The 24,499-nt window shown below is 66.7% G+C and carries 21 protein-coding genes and 1 riboswitch; of the genes, 16 read left to right on the top strand and 5 right to left on the bottom strand.

Features of this window, described 5'->3' with window-relative positions; genetic code table 11:
* The first annotated feature begins 127 nt into the window (after nucleotides 1-127).
* Nucleotides 128-1,363, top strand: a complete 1,236-nt coding sequence (gene entS, locus AC0SZ7_RS27850) for an enterobactin transporter EntS (protein WP_475507386.1) — start codon at nucleotides 128-130, stop codon at nucleotides 1,361-1,363.
* Here entS and fepB read toward each other — a convergent pair.
* Entirely contained in the window at nucleotides 1,339-2,340 is a 1,002-nt protein-coding gene (gene fepB, locus AC0SZ7_RS27845; protein ID WP_475507385.1) for a Fe2+-enterobactin ABC transporter substrate-binding protein, read from the bottom strand. The genes entS and fepB overlap by 25 nt on opposite strands.
* 352 nt (nucleotides 2,341-2,692) lie before the next feature.
* Here fepB and AC0SZ7_RS27840 point away from each other — a divergent pair, with 352 nt between their 5' ends.
* The 9 genes from AC0SZ7_RS27840 (at nucleotide 2,693) to AC0SZ7_RS27800 (ending at nucleotide 15,356) form a co-directional block, all read left to right on the top strand.
* Nucleotides 2,693-3,883 carry an isochorismate synthase gene (locus tag AC0SZ7_RS27840; protein WP_475507384.1) on the top strand — a complete coding sequence of 397 codons (1,191 nt, stop codon included), beginning with the start codon at nucleotides 2,693-2,695 and terminating at the stop codon, nucleotides 3,881-3,883.
* Complete coding sequence (locus tag AC0SZ7_RS27835) at nucleotides 3,880-5,490, top strand: (2,3-dihydroxybenzoyl)adenylate synthase (RefSeq protein WP_475507383.1); 1,611 nt, start codon at nucleotides 3,880-3,882, stop codon at nucleotides 5,488-5,490. Before AC0SZ7_RS27840 ends, AC0SZ7_RS27835 begins: the two co-directional genes overlap by 4 nt.
* A gap of 10 nt (nucleotides 5,491-5,500) precedes the next feature.
* The gene (locus AC0SZ7_RS27830) at nucleotides 5,501-6,373 is read left to right on the top strand and encodes an isochorismatase (protein WP_475507382.1); all 873 of its coding nucleotides are present in this window, start codon (nucleotides 5,501-5,503) and stop codon (nucleotides 6,371-6,373) included.
* 54 nt (nucleotides 6,374-6,427) lie between these two features.
* The gene (gene dhbA, locus AC0SZ7_RS27825; protein WP_475507381.1) at nucleotides 6,428-7,174 is read left to right on the top strand and encodes a 2,3-dihydro-2,3-dihydroxybenzoate dehydrogenase; all 747 of its coding nucleotides are present in this window, start codon (nucleotides 6,428-6,430) and stop codon (nucleotides 7,172-7,174) included.
* A gap of 297 nt (nucleotides 7,175-7,471) precedes the next feature.
* Nucleotides 7,472-9,022, top strand: a complete 1,551-nt coding sequence (locus AC0SZ7_RS27820) for a carboxylesterase/lipase family protein (protein ID WP_475507380.1) — start codon at nucleotides 7,472-7,474, stop codon at nucleotides 9,020-9,022.
* A 146-nt stretch (nucleotides 9,023-9,168) separates the two neighbouring features.
* A riboswitch (Fluoride riboswitch) is annotated at nucleotides 9,169-9,237 on the top strand.
* Between the two features lie 80 nt (nucleotides 9,238-9,317).
* The gene (locus tag AC0SZ7_RS27815) at nucleotides 9,318-10,544 is read left to right on the top strand and encodes a voltage-gated chloride channel family protein (protein WP_475507379.1); all 1,227 of its coding nucleotides are present in this window, start codon (nucleotides 9,318-9,320) and stop codon (nucleotides 10,542-10,544) included.
* A gap of 98 nt (nucleotides 10,545-10,642) precedes the next feature.
* Nucleotides 10,643-12,382 (top strand): ABC transporter permease, encoded by a 1,740-nt coding sequence (locus tag AC0SZ7_RS27810; RefSeq protein WP_475507378.1) that lies wholly within the window; start codon nucleotides 10,643-10,645, stop codon nucleotides 12,380-12,382.
* Nucleotides 12,383-12,396: 14 nt separating this feature from the next.
* Nucleotides 12,397-13,719: an ABC transporter ATP-binding protein gene (locus tag AC0SZ7_RS27805; RefSeq protein ID WP_475507377.1), complete on the top strand. Its 1,323-nt coding sequence runs from the start codon at nucleotides 12,397-12,399 to the stop codon at nucleotides 13,717-13,719.
* A gap of 623 nt (nucleotides 13,720-14,342) precedes the next feature.
* Nucleotides 14,343-15,356, top strand: a complete 1,014-nt coding sequence (locus tag AC0SZ7_RS27800; RefSeq protein ID WP_475507376.1) for a GGDEF domain-containing protein — start codon at nucleotides 14,343-14,345, stop codon at nucleotides 15,354-15,356.
* Here the strand turns inward: AC0SZ7_RS27800 and AC0SZ7_RS27795 are convergent.
* The gene (locus tag AC0SZ7_RS27795) at nucleotides 15,346-16,053 is read right to left on the bottom strand and encodes a CerR family C-terminal domain-containing protein (RefSeq protein WP_475507375.1); all 708 of its coding nucleotides are present in this window, start codon (nucleotides 16,051-16,053) and stop codon (nucleotides 15,346-15,348) included. The genes AC0SZ7_RS27800 and AC0SZ7_RS27795 overlap by 11 nt on opposite strands.
* Nucleotides 16,054-16,249: 196 nt before the next feature.
* Between AC0SZ7_RS27795 and AC0SZ7_RS27790 the strand changes: the two genes are divergently transcribed.
* The 4 genes from AC0SZ7_RS27790 (at nucleotide 16,250) to AC0SZ7_RS27775 (ending at nucleotide 20,901) form a co-directional block, all read left to right on the top strand.
* Complete coding sequence (locus AC0SZ7_RS27790; RefSeq protein ID WP_475507423.1) at nucleotides 16,250-17,260, top strand: HlyD family secretion protein; 1,011 nt, start codon at nucleotides 16,250-16,252, stop codon at nucleotides 17,258-17,260.
* Entirely contained in the window at nucleotides 17,253-18,821 is a 1,569-nt protein-coding gene (locus tag AC0SZ7_RS27785) for an MDR family MFS transporter (protein ID WP_475507374.1), read from the top strand. The genes AC0SZ7_RS27790 and AC0SZ7_RS27785 overlap by 8 nt, the downstream gene beginning before the upstream one ends.
* 11 nt (nucleotides 18,822-18,832) lie before the next feature.
* Nucleotides 18,833-20,299, top strand: a complete 1,467-nt coding sequence (locus AC0SZ7_RS27780; protein ID WP_475507373.1) for an efflux transporter outer membrane subunit — start codon at nucleotides 18,833-18,835, stop codon at nucleotides 20,297-20,299.
* A gap of 110 nt (nucleotides 20,300-20,409) precedes the next feature.
* On the top strand, nucleotides 20,410-20,901 hold the full coding sequence (locus AC0SZ7_RS27775) for a sterol desaturase family protein (protein WP_475507372.1): 492 nt from the start codon (nucleotides 20,410-20,412) through the stop codon (nucleotides 20,899-20,901).
* Nucleotides 20,902-20,903: 2 nt separating this feature from the next.
* On the opposite strand, the gene AC0SZ7_RS27770 is transcribed toward AC0SZ7_RS27775, so the two are convergent.
* Nucleotides 20,904-21,755: a LysR substrate-binding domain-containing protein gene (locus AC0SZ7_RS27770; protein ID WP_475507371.1), complete on the bottom strand. Its 852-nt coding sequence runs from the start codon at nucleotides 21,753-21,755 to the stop codon at nucleotides 20,904-20,906.
* A 108-nt stretch (nucleotides 21,756-21,863) separates the two neighbouring features.
* Between AC0SZ7_RS27770 and AC0SZ7_RS27765 the strand changes: the two genes are divergently transcribed.
* Both AC0SZ7_RS27765 and AC0SZ7_RS27760 read left to right on the top strand, forming a co-directional pair.
* Complete coding sequence (locus AC0SZ7_RS27765; RefSeq protein ID WP_475507370.1) at nucleotides 21,864-22,256, top strand: tautomerase family protein; 393 nt, start codon at nucleotides 21,864-21,866, stop codon at nucleotides 22,254-22,256.
* On the top strand, nucleotides 22,253-22,819 hold the full coding sequence (locus AC0SZ7_RS27760) for a DUF4865 family protein (protein ID WP_475507369.1): 567 nt from the start codon (nucleotides 22,253-22,255) through the stop codon (nucleotides 22,817-22,819). Before AC0SZ7_RS27765 ends, AC0SZ7_RS27760 begins: the two co-directional genes overlap by 4 nt.
* Before the next feature lie 612 nt (nucleotides 22,820-23,431).
* Here the strand turns inward: AC0SZ7_RS27760 and AC0SZ7_RS27755 are convergent.
* Together AC0SZ7_RS27755 and AC0SZ7_RS27750 are read right to left on the bottom strand one after the other, a co-directional pair.
* Entirely contained in the window at nucleotides 23,432-23,752 is a 321-nt protein-coding gene (locus AC0SZ7_RS27755; RefSeq protein ID WP_416424914.1) for a glycine zipper domain-containing protein, read from the bottom strand.
* Nucleotides 23,753-23,850: 98 nt separating this feature from the next.
* Nucleotides 23,851-24,105 (bottom strand): hypothetical protein, encoded by a 255-nt coding sequence (locus AC0SZ7_RS27750; RefSeq protein ID WP_475507368.1) that lies wholly within the window; start codon nucleotides 24,103-24,105, stop codon nucleotides 23,851-23,853.
* Nucleotides 24,106-24,499 lie beyond the last annotated feature (394 nt).

The raw sequence follows: 24,499 nt of genomic DNA, 5'->3' as shown, positions 1-24,499 counted from the left end.
ATCGCCTTAATGTATCGATACAAATACGAAGCATTCGTTTATACGACTGATTGGCGAATGCTATCATGTGGCCCGCTTGATAGGTAGTTCGCCTATCGATACAGGCCTGTCGATACAAGGGAGTTACATGGCCAGACCGTCGATTTTTCTCAACCTCAGCCTGCTGCGCACCCACGCGGCGTTTCGCGCGGTGTTCCTCGCCCGCCTGCTGTCATTGATCTCCCTGGGGCTGCTGGCAATTGCCATGCCGGTGCAGATTCAGGCCCTTACCCATTCCCCCCTTCAGGTTGGCCTGGCCGTGACGCTGGCTGGCACCGGCATGTTCATCGGGCTGATGTTCGGCGGCGTGTTGGCCGACCGCTACGAGCGGCGCCGGCTGATCCTGTTGGCACGCTCCACCTGTGGCATTGCCTTTGTCGGCCTGTGCCTGAACGCCAGCCTGGCGCAGCCGTCGCTGCTGGCCATCTACGCGCTGTCGCTGTGGGACGGCTTCTTCGGCGCCATTGGCGTTACCGCGCTGCTGGCCGCCACGCCGGCGCTGGTGGGCCGCGAGCACATGGTGCAGGCCGGCGCCATCAGCATGCTCACCGTGCGCATCGGCTCGATTCTTTCGCCCTTGCTGGGCGGGCTGTTGATCAGCGCTGGTGGCGTGGCCTGGAACTATGGCCTGGCGGCGTTCGGCACGTTGATCACCGTGCTGCTGTTGCTGCGCCTGCCGGCGTTGCCACCACCGCCGGTGCCGCGCGAACACCCACTGAAGTCGCTGGCCACCGGCATCGGCTTTTTGTTCGAGAACCGGGTAGTGGGCACTGTGGCGCTGATTGGCGCCCTGCTGACCCTGGCCAGCGCCGTGCGCGTGCTGTACCCGGCGTTGGGCCTGGGTTGGCAGCTGGACCCCACGCACCTTGGGCTGATGTATGCGGCGACGCCGCTGGGCGCGGCTATCGGCGCCATCACCAGCGGCCGCCTGGCGGCCACGCCGCGCCCGGGCAAGCGCATGTTGGCCACGGCGCTGCTGGCGTTCGCCGCCATTGCCGCGTTCAGCGTGGTGCCGTCGTTCTGGCTGGCGCTGTTGTGCTTGGCCGGTTTCGGTTATTTGAGTGCGGTGAATGCGCTGCTGCAGTACGCGCTGATCCAGGCGCAAACCCCCGACCACCTGCTGGGCCGCGTCAACGGCCTGTGGACCGCCCAGAACGTCAGTGGGGACGCCCTGGGCGCGGCGTTGCTGGGTAGCCTGGGTTCCTGGCTGCTACCGGCTAACGCCGCGCTGGCCTTTGGCCTGGCGGCGATGGCGGTAGGTCTGGTGCTGGCGCTGAGCATGCGCCAGCTGCGCAGGGTTCAGTTCGACGCCGTGGCCGCCTGAGCCTTGCCGAACTGCGCCTGCAGGCGGTCGAGCAGGTGGTTGGCGCTGTAGTAGTCGAGGCGGAAGGTGTCGGCGCCCAGGGCATACACGCGCTGGCTGCCGACCGCCGGCAGGTGCGCCAGCAGCGTGTTGTCCAGCACCGCTTTGGTGTCTGCTGGCTCGGCCGCGAACATCAGGAAGCTCTGGCCGGTGAGGGCATCGGCCATGTGCTCGCCGCCGGCCTGGATGATGTCCTTGCGCTTGCCCATGTTCTGGCTGTTGGCCAGGGCCAGGGAGGGCTCGGCCAGGGCGAAGCCCAGTTGCTCAAGCAGCTGGCCCTGGGGCGAGGCGGCGGTCCAGATGTTGGCCTGGCGCGCGGCCGGGTTGTAGACGAACGCCGACACCGGTTGCGGCGGCAGCGTGAGCAAGTTGCGCAGCTGCGCCTGGCGCTCGGCGAAGGCTTCGATCAGGCGGCCTGACTGGGCCTCATGGCCGGTGGCCTCGCCCAACAGGGTTTCCAGCTGCTGCCAGCTTTTGTCGTCGTAGTTCACCACCAGCGTCGGGGCGATGGCCGAGAGTTGGTCGTACAGGGCGATGGCCGAGTCGCCGCCGGTGGCGCTGATCAAAATCAGGTCCGGGGCCTGGGCCGCCACCGCTTCGGCGTTGGCTTCGCCGATGTACAGGCGCTGCACGTTGCGCGCCTTGGCCACGGCGCCCCACTGGCGCAGGTAACCCTGGTCGTCGGCCACGCGGTTGTTCGGTGTGGTGGCGCCGCTGGCGATTACCGGCGCGTCAATGGCCAGCAACGCGCCGGTGAGGGTCACGCTGGTGGAGACGATGCGTGTGGGCGCGTGGTTGAGCACCACGCTGCCATGCTCGCCGCTGACCGTGCGCGGCCAGCCGGTGTCGGCGCGGGCGGTACCGGCCAGCAGCGGCAGGCAGGCGGCCAGCAGGCACAGGCCGGCGCGCAGGGAAGGGCGGTGGAATCGGATGGGCATGACGGTATGCGTCCCTGATGGAGAATAAATCTCATTTTTATCAATGAGGTAAGGCGCCGCAAGAACAACCGTGTCGGAAGTATGTATCCAAAGAGATACCTTTCCCCCGTAGCAGCTGCCGCAGGCGGCGTCCCGCCCCCAACGCGTTCCACCTGAAGCCCCGCGGTGCCGGAGACGCGGCCTGCGGCCGCTGCTACGGGGGCGTGGCGCTTTGATGGCTTGCGTAACGGCGGCGAAAACATGGCTATTTGCCTTGTGGGCGACCCTCACTCGTGTTTGACAACGTTTCCTGCTATCCATAACCTTAACATGATTGATAGCAATTCTCATTACGAGTCACGAGGCGAACGTCATGACGACACACCACCTGGAAAACGAGCGATACCGTACGCAAGACGGTAGCAAAGAGGCGCAGTTCCTCTTCCGTTCCGGCACGCGCAGCCTGCGCGGCCAAGGTATCTTCAGTCGTATCAGCAGCGCGGCCGGCAGCGGCGGCGTGACCTCCAGCGCGTTCCTGGCCGAAGTGGGCGCCGCGTTGGCGCGGGCCCGCGAGGCCGGCATCGACAACCCCATTGTGATGGGCGCTATTCCCTTCGACACCACCCAGCCGTCCTGCCTGTACATTCCCCGGCAGTGCGCCTGGCGCGATGAACAGCAACCCGCCGCCGCCCACGGCGAGGCCACGCGCCCAGCGGTGCTGAACCAGCGCAGCATTCCCGACGAAGCCGGCTTCAAGGCCGCCGTCAACCAGGCCATAGCCAACTTCCGCTCCAGCACCATTCGCAAGGCCGTGCTGTCGCGTCAGCTCGATGTGCAGCTGACCCAGCCGGTGGACGTCGAACAGGTGCTGGCCAACCTGGCCGCCCAGAACCCTTCGGGCTACCACTTCCGCGTGCCCATGGCTGACGGCGCCGAACTGATTGGCGTGAGCCCCGAGCTGCTGGTGCGCAAGACCGACGACCAGGTGTTCACCAACCCCCTGGCCGGCTCCGCCAAGCGCCGCGTCGACCCGGTGCAGGACCGCGAAGTGGGCGAGGCGCTGCTGGTGTCGGAGAAGGACCAGTACGAGCACAGCCTGGTGATCGACGACATCCGCCGCGTGCTGGAGCCGGTGTGCAGCCAGCTGGACGTGCCCGCCGGCCCGTCGCTGCTGAGCACCGCTGCCATGTGGCACCTGTCCACCGCCCTGCAAGGGCAGCTGCGCGACCCCAACACCTCGGCGCTGCAGCTGGCCTGCCAGATCCACCCGACGCCAGCCGTGTGCGGCGCGCCCACGCAACTGGCGCGCAAGCTGATCGAACTGGTGGAGCCCGAGACCCGCGGCCTGTTCAGTGGCATGGTGGGCTGGTGCGACAGCCACGGCAACGGCGAGTGGGTGGTGACCATCCGCTGCGGCACCGTGCAGCATGACCGCATTCGCCTGTTCGCCGGCGCCGGCATCGTCGAGGCCTCGTGCCCCGAATCGGAATGGAAGGAAACCCAGGCCAAACTCGGCACCATGCTGGCCGCCTGCGGCCTCGACGCACAGGCGGGCTGCGCATGAGCATCGCTTTCACGCCCTGGCCGGCTGACCTGGCCGCCCACTACCGCGCCCAGGGTCACTGGCTGGACCGGCCAATGACCGACATTCTCGCCCAGCAGGTGCAGGCGCGCCCGGACGCCCCGGCGATCATCTGCGGTGAGCGCACCCTCAGCTACGCCGAGCTGGACCGCCAGTCCGACAACCTCGCGGCCTACCTGCATGCCAGCGGCCTGCGCACTCACGACGCGGCACTGGTGCAGCTGCCCAACGTAGCCGAGTTCTACGTCACCTTCTTCGCCCTGTTGAAACTGGGCGTGGCGCCGGTCAACGCGCTGTTCAGCCACCAGCGCCAGGAGCTGCTGGCCTACGCCCGGCAGATCCAGCCCAAGGTGCTGATCGCGTCCACCCGCCACGGCCTGTTCGGCAACGATGCGTTCCTTGATGAACTGCGCGACGTGGCGCCGAGCCTGGCTACCGTGGTGCTCGACGGCGCCGACCTGCAGGCGCACCTGCAAACCCCTGCGCGCAACTTCGTCGCCAGCCCCAGCGAAGGCGGGCAGGTGGCGTTCTTCCAGCTGTCGGGTGGCAGCACCGGCACGCCGAAGCTGATCCCGCGTACCCACAACGACTACTACTACAGCCTGCGCCGCAGCGTGGAACTGTGCGGCCTGACCCCGGCCACGCGCTTCCTCAGCGCCTTGCCGGCTGGCCACAACTACACCATGAGCTCGCCTGGCGCGCTGGGTGTGTTCATCGCCGGCGGCTGCGTGGTGATGGCCAGCGACCCCGAGCCGCTGAACTGCTTCGCGCTGATCGAGCGCCATGGCGTTGACTGGGTGCCGCTGGTGCCGCCCGCCGTTGCCCTGTGGCTGCGCGCCGCGCCCGAGCATCGCGCGCGCCTGCACAGCCTGAAAGTGCTGCAAGTGGGCGGCGCCAACTTCTCCGAGGCCCTGGCGCGCCGCGTGCCGGAAGAGTTGGGCTGCCAGCTGCAGCAGGTGTTCGGCATGGCCGAAGGCCTGGTGAACTACACGCGCCTGGATGACCACGGCGAGCGGGTGTTCACTACCCAGGGCTGCCCCATGAGCGCCGACGACGAGGTCCGCGTGCTCGACGAGGAAGGCCAGCCAGTGCCGGCGGGTGAGCCGGGCATGCTCGCCACCCGTGGCCCGTATACCTTCCGCGGCTACTACCTGGCGCCCGAGCACAACGCCCAGGTGTTCGACGCCGACGGCTTCTACTACTCCGGCGACGTGGTGCAGCAGGACGCCGACGGCTACCTGAAAGTGGTGGGGCGGGTGAAGGACGTGATCAACCGCGGCGGCGAGAAAATCGCCGCCGAGGAAATCGAGAACCTGCTGCTGCACCACCAGGCCGTGACCCACGTGGCGCTGGTGGCCATTCCCGACGAGCTGATGGGCGAGAAGAGCTGCGCCTGCGTGGTGGCCAACGACCCTGCCCTGAAACCCTCGGACCTGCGCAAATACCTGCGCGCCCAGGGCGTGGCCGACTACAAGCTGCCCGACCGCTTCCAGTTCATGGCCGAGCTGCCCTTGACCGCCGTCGGCAAGATCAACAAGAAGCAGCTGCGCGAAACCCTGCGCGCAGCCCTCGACAACGCATCCGCATAAGGCTTTACCCATGGCTATTCCAAAACTCGCCAGCTACCCCATGCCCACGGTCGCAAGCTTTCCGGCCAACAAGGTCAACTGGGCATTGGACCCGTCGCGCGCGGTGCTGCTGATTCACGACATGCAGGAATACTTCCTCGACTTTTACGGCGAGGACAGCCCGCTGGTTGCCCAGCTGGTGGCCAACGTCGTGGCCCTGCGCGCGTGGTGCCATGCCCAGGGCATCCCGGTGGTGTACACCGCGCAGCCGTCCGAGCAGAGCCCTCAGGACCGCGCGTTGCTCAACGACATGTGGGGCCCGGGCCTGACCACCGCCAGCCGCCAGGTGCAGCAGGTGGTGGCCCCGCTGCGCCCGCTGCCGCAAGACACGGTGCTGGTGAAATGGCGCTACAGCGCGTTCATTCGCTCGCCGCTGGAGCAGATGATCAAGGAAGGCGGGCGCGACCAGCTGATCATCTGTGGCGTGTACGCCCACATCGGCTGCATGGTCAGCGCCACCGAGGCGTTCATGCGTGACATCAAGCCGTTCTTCGTTGGCGATGCCTTGGCCGACTTCTCCGAGGAAGAGCACCGCATGGCGCTGCGTTACGTTGCCACCCGTTCGGGCTTCGTCACCGACGTGCAGAGCATCGTCGGCCAGCAGGGCCAGGTGCTGGACCAGGCCTGGCTGTTGGCCCAGCTGACGCCGTTCCTGGACGCCGACGACGGCGAGCCAAGTGCTGACGACAACCTGATGGACTACGGCCTGGACTCGGTGCAAGTGATGACGCTGATCGGCAACTGGCAGCGCGAGGGCCTGGACGTCAGCTTCGCTGAACTGGCCAGCAAACCCACCCTGGCCGGCTGGCTGGCAGTGCTGTCGGCCAAGCGCCAGGCCGCCTGATTTCCCTATTACCCGCCGCCCCGAGTGTGGGGCGGCTTGCCGTGAGTAGTTGCAATGGATTTTACCAATAAGTGCGTGTGGGTGACCGGCGCGGGGCAGGGCATCGGCCTGCAGGTGGCCCTGCGTTTCCAGGCAGCTGGCGCGCAGGTGATCGGTTTCGACCGCGCCTTCAATGAGCCCGAATACAGCTTCCAGACCGTGGTGCTGGACGTCACCGACCCCATCGCCGTGGAGCAGGTGTGCCAGGAAATGCTCGGCCAGCACCCGCGCATCGACGTGCTGGTGAACGGTGCCGGCGTGCTGCGCCTGGGCAATAGCGACGAGCTGTCGGTGGATGACTGGCAGGCCTGCTTCGACGTCAACGTCTCCGGGCCGTTCTACCTGTTCCGCCAGTTGGTGCCGGTGTTCAAGGCCCAGGGCCAGGGCGCGGTGGTGAGCATCGCCTCCAACGCCGCCCACGTGCCACGCCTGAACATGGCGGCCTACTGCGCCTCGAAAGCGGCCATGGTGGCGCTGAACAACTGCATTGGCCTGGAACTGGCGGCCCATGGTGTGCGCTGCAACCTGGTGTCGCCGGGCAGCACTGACACGCCGATGCTGCGCGACATGGTCGGCGGCGCCCAGGGCTTCACGCGCCTGGTGGCCGGCCTGCCCGAGCAGTACAAGCTGGGCATCCCGCTGCGCAAGATCGCCACGCCGGACGAGATCGCCAACGTGGTGCTGTTCCTGGCCTCGGACCTGGCCAGCCACGTGACCATGCAGGACCTGGTGGTGGACGGCGGCGCAACGCTGACCGCCTGACCCCAACGGCCCCATGGCTGTGGGAGCGGGTTCTACCCGCGAAAAGATCACCGCGTCATACCTGACGCTACCCGGTGCGTTTTTCGTGGGCAGAGCCCACTCCCACAGCCAGGCCGCCTTAGGGGAGCCACGCACCCACCATCGCGCCCCCCCCTCCGGCCGTGCCCTAAAGCGTTCGCTGATCGCCCTGTTGTCAATTCAGTTCCTGTCGAGTCATTAGCTCACTACCTATTCTGTTGAAGCCGCCTGCGGCCTATAACAACAAGCAAGGAGCATGACGCTCCAAGGAAGGTATTGATGCCCCACGAATCATCCCGCCGCCGTTTTCTCCAGCACTGCCTCAGCGTTTCCACCGTTGCCCTGTTGCCGCCGTTCGCCCTGGCCGATACCGCCTCGCCCACGCAGGTGACCGTGGCCCAGGGCGTGCTGCAAGGCCAGCAGCAGGCCGACGGCACCCGCGCCTGGAAGGGCGTGCCGTTCGCCCGCCCGCCCGTGGGCAAGTTGCGTTTCAAGGCGCCCCAGCCGCTGCAGGCCTGGTACGCGCCGCTCAAGGCCGAAGCCTACGGCCCGTGGGCAGTCCAGCAACCGTACCCGCCAGTGCTGCAGGACAAACCCAAGGGTGAGGAGGACTGCCTTTACTTGAACGTCTGGGCGCCCGCCAGCCCGGCGCAGCACGTGCGCCCGGTGTTGGTGTGGCTGCACGGCGGCGCCTTTGTGCTGGGCAGCGGTGGCGACCCACGTTTCGACGGCAGCGACTACGCCCGGCGCGGCGACCTGGTGTTCGTCACGGTGAATTACCGCATGGGCGGCTTTGGCTACCTGGGCGTGCACCCGGAGCCGGGCGCCGCCAACCTCGGCCTGCAGGACCAGATTGCCGCACTGCGCTGGGTACGCGAGAACATCAGCGCCTTCGGCGGCGACCCGCACAACGTGACGGTGATGGGCGAATCGGCCGGTGCCATGTCCATCGGCTGCCTGCTGGGAGCGCCGGCGGCCAAGGGCCTGTTCGCCCGCGCGATCATCCAGAGCGGTGGCGCGCGGCCGCTGTTCCAGGCCGAGGAGGCGGCACAGGTGCTGCAGCAGGTACTGCAGGTGGGGGGCGTGGATGCTGCGCAGTTGCAGCAGATGCCGGTGGCCGAGTTGAACAACCTGTTCATCAAGGTGGCGGCGCAGTCCAATACGCCGCTGCTGGGCGGCGAGGCCTACCACCCGGCGGTGGATGGCAGCTTGCTGCCGGGGCACCCGCTGGACCACCTCAACCCGGTGCCGACGCTGATTGGCCACTGCCGTGACGAAAGCGGGCTGTTCGTCGCCGGCCAGGCGGTGAACCTGCTGGAAGGCCTGCCGGCGCGGGTGCGGGCCAAGGTCGGCGACGCCACCTGGGCGCAGGTGCAGCGCACCTACCAGCAGACCACGGCGGCCGAGGGCGACTGGCAGCGCGAATTGTTCAGCGACATCTTCGTCGGCGTGCCGGCGTTACGCCTGGCCGACCGCCTGGCCGCCGCTGGTGCGCCGGTGTGGGCCTACCGTTTCGACTATGCCAACGCCGGGCCCTACGGGCCGTGCCACGGCAGCGATATTCCCTACACGTTCGGGCTGGGCCAGCCGGGCAAGGGCCGCGGCAGTTTCACCGCGGCCGAACAGGTGCTGTCCGAGCAGATGCGCGACAGCTTCATCGCCTTCGCCCATACCGGCAACCCGCAGACCCGGGCGCTGCCCACCTGGCCACGGCATGAGCCGCAGGCGCTGGCCTACCTGCGCTTCGACACCCCGGTAAGCGTGGCCCGCGACTACCTCGGCGCCGAACGCCGTGCCGTATGGGAAACGGTCGCCGTAGCAGCCCTGTAGCAACTGTCTTTGTGGGAGCTGGCTTGCCAGCGAGTTTTTAGGGCCGCAACAGCTCGCTGGCAAGCCAGCTCCCACAACAACCGGGTACGTCCAGGGGCCGCGGCCGCTGCTACGCTGTTGTGTGATCCCTGGCTATTTGGCTATGATGCCGCCTCGGAGATGGCATTCCTCCTTGAACCGCCGCGCTGGCCGCAGCTGATGATGCCTACAGACACCTGATCACAGGGGCTGTAGGCGTACGCGCAACAAATCCCCTTCTGGTCAGGCACCTTCTTTTCTTTGTGGCTGACCCTTCATGTCAAGATTCAAGCGTTTCGAACAGATCGAGCTGTTGCCGTACCTGGCCAAGTGGCTGCTGCTGGCGGGCCTGGTGGCCGTGCTGGCGGGTAGTGCCTCGGCGTTTTTCCTGTTTGCCCTGGACTACGTCACCGCTACCCGTGAAAGCCACCGCTGGCTGATCGCGCTGCTGCCCGTGGCAGGCTTTGCCGTGGGCTGGGTCTACTACCGGTTGGGCAAGTCGGTGGAGGCGGGCAACAACCTGCTGATCGACGAAATCCATGACCCGAAAAACGTCGTGCCGTTGCGCATGGTGCCGCTGGTGCTGGGCGGCACCCTGGTGTCGCACCTGTTCGGCGCCTCGGTAGGCCGCGAGGGCACGGCGGTGCAGATGGGCGGCGCGCTGGCCGACCAGCTCACGCACCTGCTGCGCCTGCGCCGTGAAGACCGGCGCATCATCCTGATGGCCGGCATCGCCGCAGGGTTTGCCTCGGTGTTCGGCACGCCGCTGGCGGGCGCGGTGTTCGGGCTGGAGGTGCTGGCCATCGGGCGCATGCGCTACGACGCGTTGTTCCCGTGCATGGTGGCAGCCATCGTCGCCGACCAGGTCGGCCTGCTGTGGGGCGTGCACCACGTGCACTACGCCATCGGCGAGATCGTCCCGGTGGGCGCCTGGAGCCTGGTGGCGGTGCTGATTGCCGGCGTGGTGTTCGGCCTGGCTGGCCTGCTGTTTGCCACCGCCACCCACCGCCTGGGGGCGCTGGTGAAACGCCTGATCGCCTACCCGCCGCTGCGGCCGTTCGCCGGCGGTATCGTCATCGCCCTGGCAGTGTGGGCGCTGGGCGCCTATGACTACATCGGCCTGGGCATTCCCGGTATCGTCCAGGCGTTCCAGGTGCCGGTGGCGCCGTGGGACTGGGCCGGCAAGCTGGTGTTCACCGTGGCCTCGCTGGGCGCAGGCTTCAAGGGCGGCGAAGTGACGCCGCTGTTCTACATCGGCGCCACCCTGGGCAATGCCTTGGCGCCGCTGGTGCACCTGCCGTTCGCGATGCTGGCGGGCATCGGCTTCGTCGCCGTGTTCGCTGGCGCCGCCAACACGCCGCTGGCAACCATCATCATGGCCATGGAGCTGTTCGGCGCCGACATCGGCCCGCTGGCGGCGGTGGCGTGCGTCGCCAGTTACCTGGTGTCGGGGCACACGGGTATCTACAAGGCCCAGCGGGTGGAGCACCGCAAGGGCGCGTGAACCTGAACGTGGGGCAAACGTGACGCGGGTTTTACGCCGCTGAAACAATTGCTTACCTATACTGCGAAGCGCCGACTTTTACCGCCGGAACTCGCCCCATGAACAACGTACTGCGTCACTACATTCCGGCGTCGACCCTTCGGCTGCTGCCCAACCGCTGGGACCTGATGGCCCTGCCGCTGGTGGTGGGCTTCCTGCTGTTCTTCTCCATTGGTGCCCACCAGACGTGGGCGCCGATCTCCACCCTGCAATCCCAGGCCATTTCCCTGGACCCCGCCGACCTGCCCGAATACGCCGTGCGCACCACGTTACGCATGCTCGCGGCCATGGCCGCTTCGCTGGTGTTCACGCTGGTCTACGGCACCCTGGCGGCCAAGAGCCGGCGCGCGGAAAAGCTGCTGGTGCCGGTGCTGGACATCCTGCAATCGGTGCCGGTGCTGGGATATATCTCGTTCACCGTGACCTTCTTCCTGCTGCTGTTTCCCGGGCGGGTGCTGGGCGCTGAATGCGCGGCCATCTTCGCCATATTCACCAGCCAGGCGTGGAACATGACCTTCAGCTTCTACCAGTCGCTGCGCATGGTGCCCCACGACCTGGCGGAGGTGGCCAGCAACCTGCAGCTGTCGGCCTGGCAGCGCTTCTGGAAGTTGGACGTGCCATTCGCCATCCCGGGCCTGGTGTGGAACATGATGATGAGCATGTCCGGTGGCTGGTTCTTCGTGGTGGCGTCCGAGGCGATCACCGTGGGCGACAAGACCATCACCCTGCCGGGCGTGGGCGCGTACCTGGCCACCGCCATCCTGCAGCAGGACTTGAAGGCGGTGGGTTATGTGATTTTGGCCATGGTGGTGGTGATTCTGCTGTACGACCAGTTCCTGTTCCGCCCGCTGGTGGCCTGGGCCGACAAGTTCCGCATGGAAAACACCGCCTCGCAGGCAGGCGCGCCGGAGTCCTGGGTGCTCAACCTGATCCAGCGCACCCGCCTGGTACAACGCATGCTGCGGCCTATCACCCGCACCATCGGCCGCCTGGGCAACCGCCGCTTCAGCCTGCCGCGCCGCCACCGCCGCGCCGGCGCCAACCCGGCGGCGTCGCGGCTGGTGGACTGGGTGTGGAACCTGGCCATTGGCGCGCTGACCCTGTATGCGCTGTGGCACATCGTCGAGTACGTGGGCAGCGAAGTGGGCGTGGACGAGTGCCTGCATGTGCTGGGCCTGGGCCTCATCACCCTGCTGCGCGTGGTGCTGTTGATTGCCGTGGCGTCGCTGGTCTGGGTGCCGCTGGGGGTGATGATCGGCCTGCGGCCCAAGTGGGCAGAGAAGGTGCAGCCGCTGGCGCAATTCCTGGCAGCGTTCCCGGCCAACCTGCTGTTCCCGGTGTTCGTCATCGTCATCCTGCGGTACCAGCTGAACCCGGACGTGTGGCTGAGCCCGCTGATTGTGCTGGGTACGCAGTGGTACATCCTGTTCAACGTGATCGCCGGGGCCAGTGCCTTCCCCAATGATTTTCGCGAGGCGGCGGCGAACTTCCGCATCCGTGGCTGGCAGTGGTGGCGCACGGTGATGCTGCCGGGCATTTTCCCGTACTACGTCACTGGCGCCATCACTGCATCCGGCGGTGCCTGGAACGCCAGCATCGTCTCCGAGTTCGTCGCCTGGGGCCAGGACAAGGTCGTGGCACACGGGTTGGGCGCCTATATCGCGCAGACCACGGCAGACGGCGACTTCCCCAAGATAACCCTGGGGGTGGTGGTGATGTCGCTGTTCGTGGTGCTGTTCAACCGGGTGGTGTGGCGCCCGATGTACGCCATGGCTGAAAACAAGCTGCGCATGAATTGAATGGGGAACCGCAGATGAATACCTTGAACCAGCACCCGGGCAATACCGCGCAGATTTTCTCGCTGAGCAACGTCAGCCGTGGTTTCGGCAAGGGCAAGGAGACGCTGCAAGTGCTCAGTGACGTCGACCTGACCCTGCGCGAAGGCGAGATCGTCGGCCTGCTGGGGCGTTCCGGCTCGGGCAAGTCGACCTTGCTGCGCATCATCGCCGGGCTCATCGAGCCCAGCTCGGGCGAGGTGCTGTACCGCGGCCAGCCACTGGCCGGCCCGGCCGAGGGCGTGGCCATGGTGTTCCAGACCTTCGCGCTGTTCCCTTGGCTGACGGTGCTGGAGAACGTCGAGGCCGGCCTGCATGCGCTGAAAGTGCCGCGCAAGGAAGCCCGCCAACGGGCCCTGGCGGCCATCGACCTGATTGGCCTGGACGGTTTCGAAAACGCCTACCCGCGCGAGCTGTCCGGCGGCATGCGCCAGCGCGTGGGCTTTGCCCGGGGGTTGGTGGTGAACCCGACGCTGCTGCTGATGGACGAGCCGTTCTCGGCGCTGGACGTGCTGACGGCGGAAACCCTGCGCACCGACCTGCTGGATCTGTGGAGCGACAAGCAGCTGCCGATCAAATCCATTCTGATCGTCACCCACAACATCGAGGAGGCGGTGCTGATGTGCGACCGCATTCTGGTGCTGTCATCCAACCCGGGCCGTGTGGTGGCGCAGATTCGCGTGCCGTTCGCGCACCCGCGCAATCGCCTGGACCCCACCTTCCGCAACATGATCGACGACATCTACGCGCTGATGACCGACCGCCGCAGCGCCGACGCCAGCAAGGGCAGGGCCGAGCTTAAAGTCGGCAGCCCGTTGCCCGACGTATCCACCAACCTCATGGCCGGCCTGATGGAAGCCCTGGCCGCCGAGCCGTACCACGGCCACGCCGGCATGCCGATGGTGGCCGAGCGTCTGCTGCTGGAAGTGGACGATCTGTTCCCGGTGGCGGAAATGCTCGAACACCTGGGCTTCGCGGAGCTCAAGGGCGCCGACATCACCCTGACCGAACCGGGCAAGCTGTTCGCCGACTTCGGCACCCAGGAGCGCAAGACCCTGTTCGCCGAACACCTGGTGCGCAACGTGCCGCTGGCGGCGCGCATCCGCCTGATCCTGCAGGAACGCCGCGGCCACCGCGCGCCGCGCGTGCGCTTCGAGCAGGAGCTGGAAGATTCGCTGACCGAAGCGTTCGTGGAACAGACCCTGGAAAGCGTGATCACCTGGGGGCGGTACGCGGAGATCTTCTCCTACGACGACCATACCGAAACGTTCAGCCTTGAGGATGTGGAAGGGGAGAGCTGACGCCGGGACGCGGCCTGCGGCCGCTGCTACAGGCAGACGATTCCCAGACCCATGTAGGAAATATCTCCTTCGCCGAAAACTAGCGGTTACGCGTGGCGTCAGATGTTACGTGGTAGTTGTTCGAGGGTAGAACCGGCTCCCACAAGGGAGCCGCGTAGCAGCAACTGTCTGTTGGGCACCTGTAGGAGCGGGCTGTGCCCGCGAAGCAGGCGCCGCAGTATTTCGGGCCCTGCGCGGTGAGGCCTTCGCGGCCAAGGACCGCTCCTACAGGGGGCCATGTTGACCCTGAACGTTTGTCTGAAACCCGATGACGTAGCAGCAACTGTCTTGTGGGAGCGGGCTTGCCAGCGAGCTTTTATGGCCCCAACAGCTCGCTGGCAAGCCAGCTCCCACAGTGGGTACCCTGACGACGTAGCAGCTCCCACAGTGGGTACCCTGACGACGTAGCAGCTGCCGCAGGCTGCGTCCGGGCCCGAGCGCGTTCGCCCGGGCACACCGCGGCGCCCTGGACGCGGCCTTCGGCCGCTGCTACAGGTAATTGGGAGGCCATACCCGACCACCGGACTCAAGCTTGTCGAACGCATGTCGATACGATCACATCCCCATCCGTTCAGAGGCATGTCGTGAGTCTCATCTCCCCCCTGGATCGCCCCGCCAGCCGTGTGCAAACCGCCCCAGCCGCGCCGCCCGAACCCGAGCACGCGATCATCGAATGGCTGCTGCACGACGACCAGGTGATGCGCGAATGCTTCCGCCACGCCGTGGCGATTCTCAAGACGGTGCTGGGCACCGCCTACAGCGCGGTGATTTTGCTGGACGCCGAGCACCAGCATTACCGCGCCGAGGCCGGCGTGGTGCTGGACAGTATTCCGCGCGGGCGCTCGCTGGCCGACCACGTGGTGCGCCAGCAGGATGTGTTCGTGGTCGAGGACGCGCGCGCGGATGCCCGCTACGCCGAGTGCCAGCTGGTGAGCGCGGCGCCCTTCGTGCGCTTCTACGCTGCCATTCCCCTGCGCGCGCCCGGTGGTGAGCTGGTGGGCGCGCTGTGCGCCATGGACCCGCAGCCGGGCGAGTTGGACGAGCCGCGCCGTGAGGTGTTCCGGCACTTGCGCGCGATGATCGAGAACGACCTGACCCTGCGCACGGCCACCGCCATCGACCCGCTGACCCAGCTGTTCAACCGCCGCTTCATGCTTGAAAGCATCCAGCGCAAATGGCAGGAGACCCCGGCGGGGCAGCCGCTGGCTGCGGTGATGGTGGATATCGATTACTTCAAGCAGTACAACGACACCTACGGCCACCTGGCCGGCGACGAATGCCTGCGGCAGGTGGCGGCGGTGATCCAGGCGGTGGCCGACACGCACCACCTGATCGCCGGGCGCCTGGGCGGCGAGGAGTTCGGCCTGCTCGCCAGCGGTGCGGCGCCGGGCGCGCTGAAGGGCGCGCTGGAAGCGTTGCGCCATGGTATCCAGGCGCTGGGCATCGAGCACAAGCGCTCAAACTTCGGCCAGGTCACGGTCAGCATCGGCGCCGCCTTCGCCACCCCGGGCAGCCTGCCCAAGGACAGCTTCAACGTCGCCGACCAGGCCCTGTACCAGGCCAAGGCCCAGGGCCGCAATCAGGTGGTCATGGGCTAGCGTCGCGCTCGCGCACCAGCGCTTCCAGGGTCAGGCGGTTCTGTGACAGCAGCGTGTCGCGCACGGTTTCCATGCGCGCCCGGTCGATGGTGTCCCAGTTCAGCGCCCGCAGCACCGGCCGGCGCAGCACGCGGAAGGCCATACCCTGGCTGTTGAAGGCCATCGCCCGAATGATGGTCACCTCGTCGTCGGCGCTGCGGCCGGTCAGGCGGCCAAGGATGCCGCGGGTCACCGCGCTCAGGCGCTGGTTGAAGCCCTGGTTCATCATCTCGAACGCCGCCGGCGGCCCGAGTCCTGCCTGTTCGCGGGCCATGAAGCGGCGCCAGTCGCTGCTTTGCGGGGTGTCGTGGATGAAACTGACGAAGCCGCCCAGCACCTGCAGGTAGGCATCGATCAAGGCCGCGTCGCTGGCATCGGCGTCTTCCAGTAGCACCTCGGCATGGGTGACCACGCCGCTCAACTGCTCCCAGATGTGCGTGAGAATGTGGTCCACGCACGCCACATACACGCCTTCCTTATTGTCGAAGTAGTACTGCAGCGCGGGGGCGTTGACCCCGGCGGCGGTGGCGATGTCGCGGGTCGAGGCGCCGTCGAAACCGCGTTCGGCGAACAGCCCGAGGGCGGCCTCGATGATGCGCGAGCGGGTCTCTTCGCCGCGCTGGTAGCCGCCTTCCTTCGCGGGTCGATGTCGTGCCATGTCGAAGTGCCTGTAGTGAGTCAGGTGCAAAATATATCACTTGACATAAATTCGCCACCGTCACATTTTGTACCAACTGGAATATTTTGGAGCCCCCGGCATGTCCGTCGATCGTCCTCTCGGTCCGCAAGAGCGTCTTTCCCCCGTGGCCGAAGACCCCAAGGAGCCCCAGCGCGCCGGCCCGCGCAAGGTGCTGATGGGCCTGGGGCTGCTGGTGGTGCTGGCCGCCCTGGTGTGGGGCGGCTATTGGTGGCTGCACGGGCGCTTCATCGAAAGCACCGATGACGCCTACCTGGCCGCCGACAGCATGACCGTGGCGCCGAAAGTGGGCGGCTACGTGACCGAGGTGCTGGTGGCCGACAACCAGACCGTCGACGTGGGCCAGCCGCTGGTGCGCCTGGACGCGCGCAAATACCAGGCCGCGCTGGACGAGGCGCTGGCCACCGTGGCCTCGCGCGAGGCTGACGTTGCCAAGGCCCAGGCCGACCTGGTGCAGCAGGACGCCAGCATCGCCCAGGCCCGTGCCGAATTGGCCGGGGCGGGCGCCGACACCCAGCACGCCCGCGCCGAGGTGAACCGCTACGCGCCGCTGGCCAAGTCCGGCGCCGAGACCGAAGAACGCCTGGCCGAGCTGACCAACAAACTGGCCCAGGCCAGCACCAGCCAGGCCGCCCGCCAGGCAGCGCTGGAGTCGGCGCAGACGCGCACCGGCATCCTCAAGGCGCAGCTGCAGCAGGCCCGCGCGCAGCTGGTGGTGGCCCAGGCCAGCGCCCGCCAGTCGCAGCTGGACCTGGACGACACCACCGTGGTCAGCACCCTGGCCGGCCGCGTGGCCGACCGCAGCGTGCGGGTAGGGCAGTTCACCCAGCCGGGCACGCGGTTGCTCACCGTGGTGCCGGTGCAGGCGCTGTACCTGACCGCCAACTTCAAGGAAACCCAGATCGGCGACATGCGCCCCGGGCAGAAGGTTACCGTGCACGTGGACGCGCTGCCGGGCCAGGACCTGGCCGGGCATATCGACAGCCTGTCGCCGGGCACCGGTTCGCAGTTCGCCTTGTTGCCGTCGCAGAACGCCACCGGCAACTTCACCAAGATCGTCCAGCGGGTGCCGGTGCGCATCCAGATGGACGTGCCCGATGACGTGCGCAAGGTGCTGGTGCCAGGCCTGTCGGTAACCGTCGACGTGGACGTGCGCACCCATGGCTGAGGTGCTGACAGCACCGGCTGCCGCGCCGCGCGAAGCCAACGCCTCGCTCAGTGACTGGGTGGCCGTGGCCGCCGGCTCGCTGGGCGCGCTGCTGGCGACGCTGGACATCTCCATCACCAACTCGGCGCTGCCGCAGATCCAGGGCCAGATCGGCGCCTCGGGCACCGAAGGCACGTGGATCTCAACCGGCTACCTGATGTCCGAGATCGTCATGATCCCGCTGGCCGCCTGGCTGACCCGGGTGTTCGGCCTGCGTCGCTTCCTGATGGGCAACGCCATCATCTTCACCCTGTTTTCCATGTACTGCGGCCTGTCCACCAGCCTCCTGGGCATGGTGCTGGGGCGCATCGGCCAGGGTTTTGCCGGCGGCGCGATGATTCCCACGGCGCAGACCATCATCCGTACCCGGCTGCCCAAGCACCAGATGTCGGCGGGCATGGCCATCTTCGGCCTGACCGTGCTGCTGGGGCCGCTGATGGGCCCGGTGGTGGGCGGTTGGCTCACCGAAAACGCCAGCTGGCGCTGGTGCTTCTTCCTCAACCTGCCCATCAGCCTGGCGTTGGTGGCGCTGCTGTGGAGCGGCCTGCGCCCGGAAAAGGCCGACCTGCAGCAGTTCATCAAGGCCGACTGGGTCGGCATTCTGGGCCTGGCATTGGGCTTGAGCACCCTGACCGTGGTGCTGGAGGAGGGCCAGCGCGAGCACTGGTTCGAGTCGCACATGATCGTGTGGCTGAGCCTGCTGTCGTTGTTCGGGTTCTTCCTGGTGGCGGTGGGGCAGGTGAGCGCGAAACGGCCTATCGTGCGGCTGAGCCTGCTGCGCAACCCGCGCTACGCCAGCGTCATCCTCATCGTCTCGACGGTGGGCGCGGCGATCTACAGCATCTCTTACCTGCTGCCGCAGTTTCTCGGCACCGTCGCCGGCTACAACGCCCAGCAGGCGGGTTCGATCATGCTGCTGTCGGGGCTGCCGGCGTTCCTGTTGATGCCGGTGCTGCCGGCGCTGCTGCAACGCTATGACAGCCGCTGGCTGGTGAGCATCGGCTTGGTGATGTTCGCCATCAGCTGCGCCATGGACGTCGGCCTCACGGCGCTCAGCGTGGGGCATGATTTCTACGGCTCGCAGCTGCTGCGCGGCTTTGCGCAGATTCTGGCGATGATGCCGCTGAACCAGGCGTCCATGGCGGCGGTGGAAACTCACGAGGCCGGGGATGCGGCGGGGCTGTACAACATGTCGCGCAACCTGGGGGGCTCTATCGGCTTGGCGCTGATGGGGGTGATGATTGACCGGCGCAATACCTACCACGACGACGTCATCCGCGAGTCGCTGACCGCCAACAGCACCCAGGGCCAGGACTACATGGCCGGCCAGACGGCCTCCTTCCTGGCGCAGACCGGCGACCAGGCGCTGGCGCAGCTCAAGGCCTCGGCGCAGCTGGCCAGCAACATTGCCACCCAGGCCACGGTGATGACCTTCAACGAATGCTTCTACCTGCTGGGCATCGCCTTGGTGGTCTGCGTGCCCTTGGCGTTTCTTCTGAAAAAACCGGCGAGCCATCCATGAGCTACAGCGGCATGATCGACAAAACCCTGATTTCAGCCCTGGTGCTGGGCCTGCTGGCCGGCTGCACCGTGGGCCCCGATTACCACGGCGCGCCCACGGTTGGCGACAAGACCCTGGCCGCCGGCAAGCTGCCCCACGCCGATGCCAGCGCCGCCAGCGCGCCCGCTGCCGCCGACTGGTGGCGCGGCCTGGGCGACCCGCAGCTGGACGCGCTGGTGGAAGCCGCGCTGAAAGACAGCCCCGACATTGCCTCGGCCGAGGCCCGCCTGCGCGAGTCGCGCGCAGGCCTGCACAGCCAGCAGGCCGACGCCATGCCCAAGCTCAGCGCCAACGCCACCAGCCTGCGCATGCGCTCGCCGGACCTGTCGTCGCTGACCGGCACCGACGCGGGCGGTGGCGGGCGTGGCCCGGTGCAGTTCTACCTCGCCGACTTCGACGCCAGCTGGGAGGTGGACCTGTTCGGCGGCACCCGCCGCGCCATCGAGGCGGCGTCCGCCAGCGCCGGGGCCTCGGTGGCCGACCTCGCCGACGCCCAGGTGCAATTGGCCGCCGAGGTGGTGCAGGCCTATGTCGACCTGCGCGACCGCCAGGCGCGCCTGGCCGTGGTGGACGCCACCGCCGACCTGGAAAGCCAGGTGCTCGACCTCACCCAGCAGCGCCGCGCCCGGGGCGTGGCCTCGCAGCTGCAACTGGAACAGGTGACCACCCAGCTGCAGACCATCCAGGCCCAGCGCTTGCCGTTGCAGGCGCAGATCGTCGAGTCGCTGGATGAGCTGGCGGTGCTGTGCGGCCAGGAACCGGGCCAGCTGGACGCCCAGTTGGGCCAGCCCAAGGACCTGCCCAAGGTGCCGGCGCAGGTGCCGGTGGCCGACCCTGCGGCCATGCTCAAGGCGCGCCCGGACATCCGCGCTGCCGAGCGCCAGTTGGCCTCGGCCAACGCGCAAATCGGCGAGAAAAAGGCCGACTGGTTCCCCAAGCTGTCGCTGATGGGTGACCTGGGCTTCAGCGCCGCCGAGCCTTCGCACTTGTTGCGCAAGGACAACGGCACCTGGCTGCTGCTGCCGCGCCTGACCTGGAACGCCTTGGACTTCGGCCGCGTGGCCGCCAGCGTCGACAGCGCCACCGCCGGCCGCGACGAGGCCCAGGCGCATTACCGCAGCGTGGTGCTGCAAGCCCTGAAAGACGCCGACACCGCCTTGGCGCGCTACGGCCACCAGCGCCAGAACGTGATGCTGTTGCGTGATATCGAGGCCTCTTCGGGCCGTGCCGCGGGGCTTACGCGTGAGCGCTACAACGCCGGCACCGCCAGCACCCTCGACTGGCTGGACGCCGAACGTACGCGCTTTGATGCGCAGCAGAACCGGATCAGCGGCGATACCCAGCTGCTGAAGGATTTTGCGGCGTTGCACAAGGCGTTGGGGCTGGGGGGGCGGGTGGGCCGGGGTTTGGGGGGCGGGGGCTCCCCTGTGTGTTTTTAGGGCCCCAACAGCTCGCGGGCAAGCCAGCTCCCACAGTCGGTAGGCTGCCGCAGGCTGCGTCCGGTACACCCACGGGACATTTACCTGCCACACAGGTATTCTTCCACCCCATGATCACCCACTTCCTCATCTTCCTCAGTACCCTGTTCGCCATGGAGGCCGTTGGCACCCTGGCGCACAAGTACATCATGCACGGCCCCGGCTGGTGGCTGCACCGCTCCCATCACGAGGCGCAGCTGGGCGCGCTGGAGCACAACGACGTGTTCCTGCTGGTGCTGGCGCTGGTCGCGGTGTGCCTGATGGTAGTGGGCAGCGCCACGGTGCAGTGCATCGGCGCCGGGGTGGCGGGGTATGGGCTGGTCTACGTGTTCTTCCACGACGGCATCGTCCACCGCCACTGGCCGGTGCGCCCCAGCCCGCGGCATCCGTATCTGCAGCGCCTGTACCAGGCCCACCTGATGCACCACAAGGTCAAGGGCCGGCACCACAGCGTGTCGTTCGGCTTCCTCTACGCGCCGCCCATCGACAGGCTGGAAGCACAGCTGCGCGACCGCCCCGTAGCCGCTGCCGAAGGCTGCGCTGGCCCTGCGCAACAACGCTGACTTCAGCTGTTGTGCATCACCTGCGCCGTCATCCGCGCCAGGTCATCCACCGCCATACCCCCTTGCTCGCGGGCGCGATGCAACACATACCCGAGCCGCGGCACCGCCGGCATGCCGGCCATCACCCGAAGCTGCGCGGGCAGGCCCACGCGGGTGCGCAACGTTACCCCCAGCCCGGCGCTCACCGCTGCCCACAAGCCCGCCACGCTAGGGCTGGTGAGCGCTATGCGCCAGGCGATGCCGGCGGCGTCCAGCGCCTGAATGGCAGCGCTGCGCAACACACATGGCGCCTCGAACAGCACCAGCGGCAAGGGCTCGTGGATGGGCGCCTGCTCACTGCGGCCTATCCACTGCATCGGCGTGTCGCCCAGCCGCGTGGCCCACGGCGTCAGGGCGCCGGTGTCCCAGGTCAGCGCCAGGTCCAGGCGCGCGCTTTCAATCAGCGGTAGCAGCTCGGCGCTACGCCCCACCCGCACCTCCAGGTTGATACGCGGGTACACGCTGGTGAAGCGCTGCAACAGCTCGCTGAGCAAGTGCTCGCCAAAATCCTCCTGCACTCCCAGGCGCAGCGTGCCCTGCGCCTGGGTGCCGTGCAGGTGGCCAAAAATCTCGTCATTGAGCGCCAGCAACCGCCGCGCGTGGCTGAGCAGCAACTCCCCCAGCGGTGTCAGCACCAGCCCGCGCCCCGAGCGCACCAGCAGCGGTGCGCCCACCTGGTCTTCAAGCTTCTTCAACTGCGCGCTCACCGCCGAGGTAGAGCGCCCCAGGCGCTCGGCGGCCTTGGCGAAACCGTCCAGCTCGACGCCGGTGACGAAAGTCCGCAACACGTCGAGGTCGAAGGCCGGCAGGCGCATGTTGATATTCCTGAAAAAGTGGATTGGTTGTTCTGGTTTATCTGATATTCGGAAGTATCGTCCCTTGCTAGCCTGCTGGACGTCAACCGCCCAACAAGGATTTCAACCATGCCGTTCGTGCGTATCTCCCTGCTGCAGGGCCGCTCCCCGGAGTACCTGCAGGCGCTGTCCACCGGTATCCACCAGGCCATGGTCGACACCTTCGACGTGCCGCCCAGCGACCGCTTCCAGCTGATCCACCAGCACGCCCCGGGCGAATTGCTGTTTGACCGCGACTACCTGGCCGGCCCGCGCAGCGACGCCTTTGTGCTCATCGCCATCACCGCCGGCAAGCCGCGCAGCGATGGTACGCGCCGGGCGTTTTACCAGACGTTGGTGCGGCGGTTACAGCATGCGGTGGATTTGGACCCTGAGGATGTGATGGTGGTGATCACTACTACGGCGGCGCAGGAATGGTCGTTTGGGGGTGGGCGGATGAATGGGGAAGGGGTGCAATCATGATTGCCATGCAGTATGAATTTGCCTTTCCTGCGGGGCATGACATGGCGGCCATTGCCCAGCGCGTGGCGGACAAGGGGCATTTGTTCGATGACTGGCCAGGTTTGGTGTTCAAGGCGTTCCTGGTGGCCAGCGAGCAGGATGCCGAGCTGGCTGGCAGCGGCAATGCCTATGCGCCGTTCTACCTGTGGGCGGATGCCGGGGCCATGGCAGATTTTCTCGCCAGCGCGGGGTTTGCAGGGGTGAGTGGGGCGTTTGGGCGGCCGCTTGTGAATACCTGGGTGCCTGTATTCCAAGGTCGCAAGGCGACGTTGGCGCATGCCGCGTTCGTAACCCGGCAGAAGGTCGTGATTGAGCGTGGGAGGGATTTGTCAGCGGTGTGGCAGGCTGAGCGTGAAGCGGCTGAGGGGTGGCTGGTGGATTCGTCGGTGGAGGCGGTAGTGGTGGGGGTTGATGCTTCGCGGTGGGAGGTGGTACGGGTGATGTTTCATCGGCGGCCGGCGCTGATGCCGGCTGATGGGGGTGTGCAGCAATATCGGTTGCTGCACCTGTCGCAGCCAGGCTGACTGCTGCTTTTGCTCTGGCTTTTGCTCTGGCTTTTGATTTGCTGTTGATCTGGCTTGTGATCTTGATTGTATGCCCCGTAAAGCGCCCGGGCCGACTGGAGGCGTCGATCAACGGGCTGCCCGAAGGGCCGAGGCCGCAGGCCGAAGAGACGGTAACCCGCAGGCTTCTATAGCGGGTGCCGTCTGCCCGTTGAGCGGCGCCGGAAGGAGGGGACCCGTAGCGCAGCGGAGGGCCCAAGCAGGGGCAAGCGTTTTTTGCTTACTTTTTTTGGCGTCTGAAAAAAGTGAGTCGGCGTAAGGCCGAAAAGGTGAGTGTGCATCACCCGTAGTAATGAATATGTTCGCGGATTCTGTATCCCGCTTCGGCGATTTCGAACATATCCATTTTCGCGGGGCCATCAAGCGCCAGCCGATGTGTCTGCTGCGCCTATGAAACCGCGCGCCGCCCGCGCGGCGCTTCGCGGCCACGGGCCGCTCCTACAGGTCTGTTTCCAGCGTGCCGTTCCAGTGGCATCTCCTGGGACCGCTCGGTTTGTCCGGCAACGAATGGGTGTGGCCTTCCGGTGACTAGCGAACACTCATAAAAAACCCGGCATTCGCCGGGTTTTTTCGTCAAGGGCGTGGGCCGCCTTCGCCTTCATGGTGGAAGTGCTCAGGGCCATGGCCTGGGCCTGGGCCGCCGTGCATCGGCGCTGGCGCCGGGCCGCCGTGATCGTGGTGGTGGCCACCGTGGTCATGCTCCAGCAGGTTGGAAACGGCCACGCCCAGCACGCCACCGGCTACACCACCGATGACCGCGCCCTGGGTGCCGCCAACCTGATTGCCGACGACCGCGCCACCGGCGGCACCGACCACGGCGCCAACGACGTCGTTGGCCATGGCGGCGGTGCTGCAGAGGCTCAGGGAAAGTACCAGGGCGGAAAGAATGCGCATTTCAATAACTCGTTGAAAAGAGGTGCAATTCTGCGAACCCACTAGTTAGATAGCAAGCTAATCAAGGTATCGGGAATGCTACAAATACTGGCGAGGCCTCAAGGCCGGGCGTTGCCACGGGGCTGCGGCGCGTCGAGCAGATGGGCGGCCAGAATGTTGTTGAGGAAGCGGAACTGGTCGTTCAGGCCCACCACCTCGTTGCTGAAGTGCTGGCTGGCCTGGGGCATCAGCACCGAATCGAAACCGTTGTTGGTGATCAATTGCAGCGGTGCCTTCAGCGACACCACGTCCTGCACGTAGTAATTCTTGCCGAAGCGGGGGAAGCGGACATTCAGGGTGACAGGTCGGATCATGGGGCAGTCTCCGGGGCAGAAGGAATCATCAACAGGGTCGATGTTCGTTGCGACGAGCTTCGAACGCACGCGGGTGAAACTCAAGTGAACGTTTGTGCATGTAGAAGCTGGTAGCTATTGGCTACTAATGGCGGCGCGCGCCATGTCCACGGCCGGGAGGACGAGCAGGTGCAGGGTGACGGCGGTCAATGCCAGGCAGGTGAGCAGATGGATAAGCATGGGGCGGTCCCTCCCGATACGTGGTGTATGCAGGGAATGTTACGCCGCTGGGGGAAAGGCGGAAGACAACGCGTGCGATGGTGGTTATCGATGGAATTGATGGTGGCGGGTGACCCGGCCTGGGGGCGCCCGGGGCCACCAAACCACCGCCCGCCCCCCCCCCCGCCAAAAAAAA

Source organism: Pseudomonas sp. JC1203, from assembly GCF_056175065.1.
The sequence above is the reverse complement of the archived record's forward strand: the minus strand, read 5'-3'. Positions and strand labels throughout refer to the sequence as shown.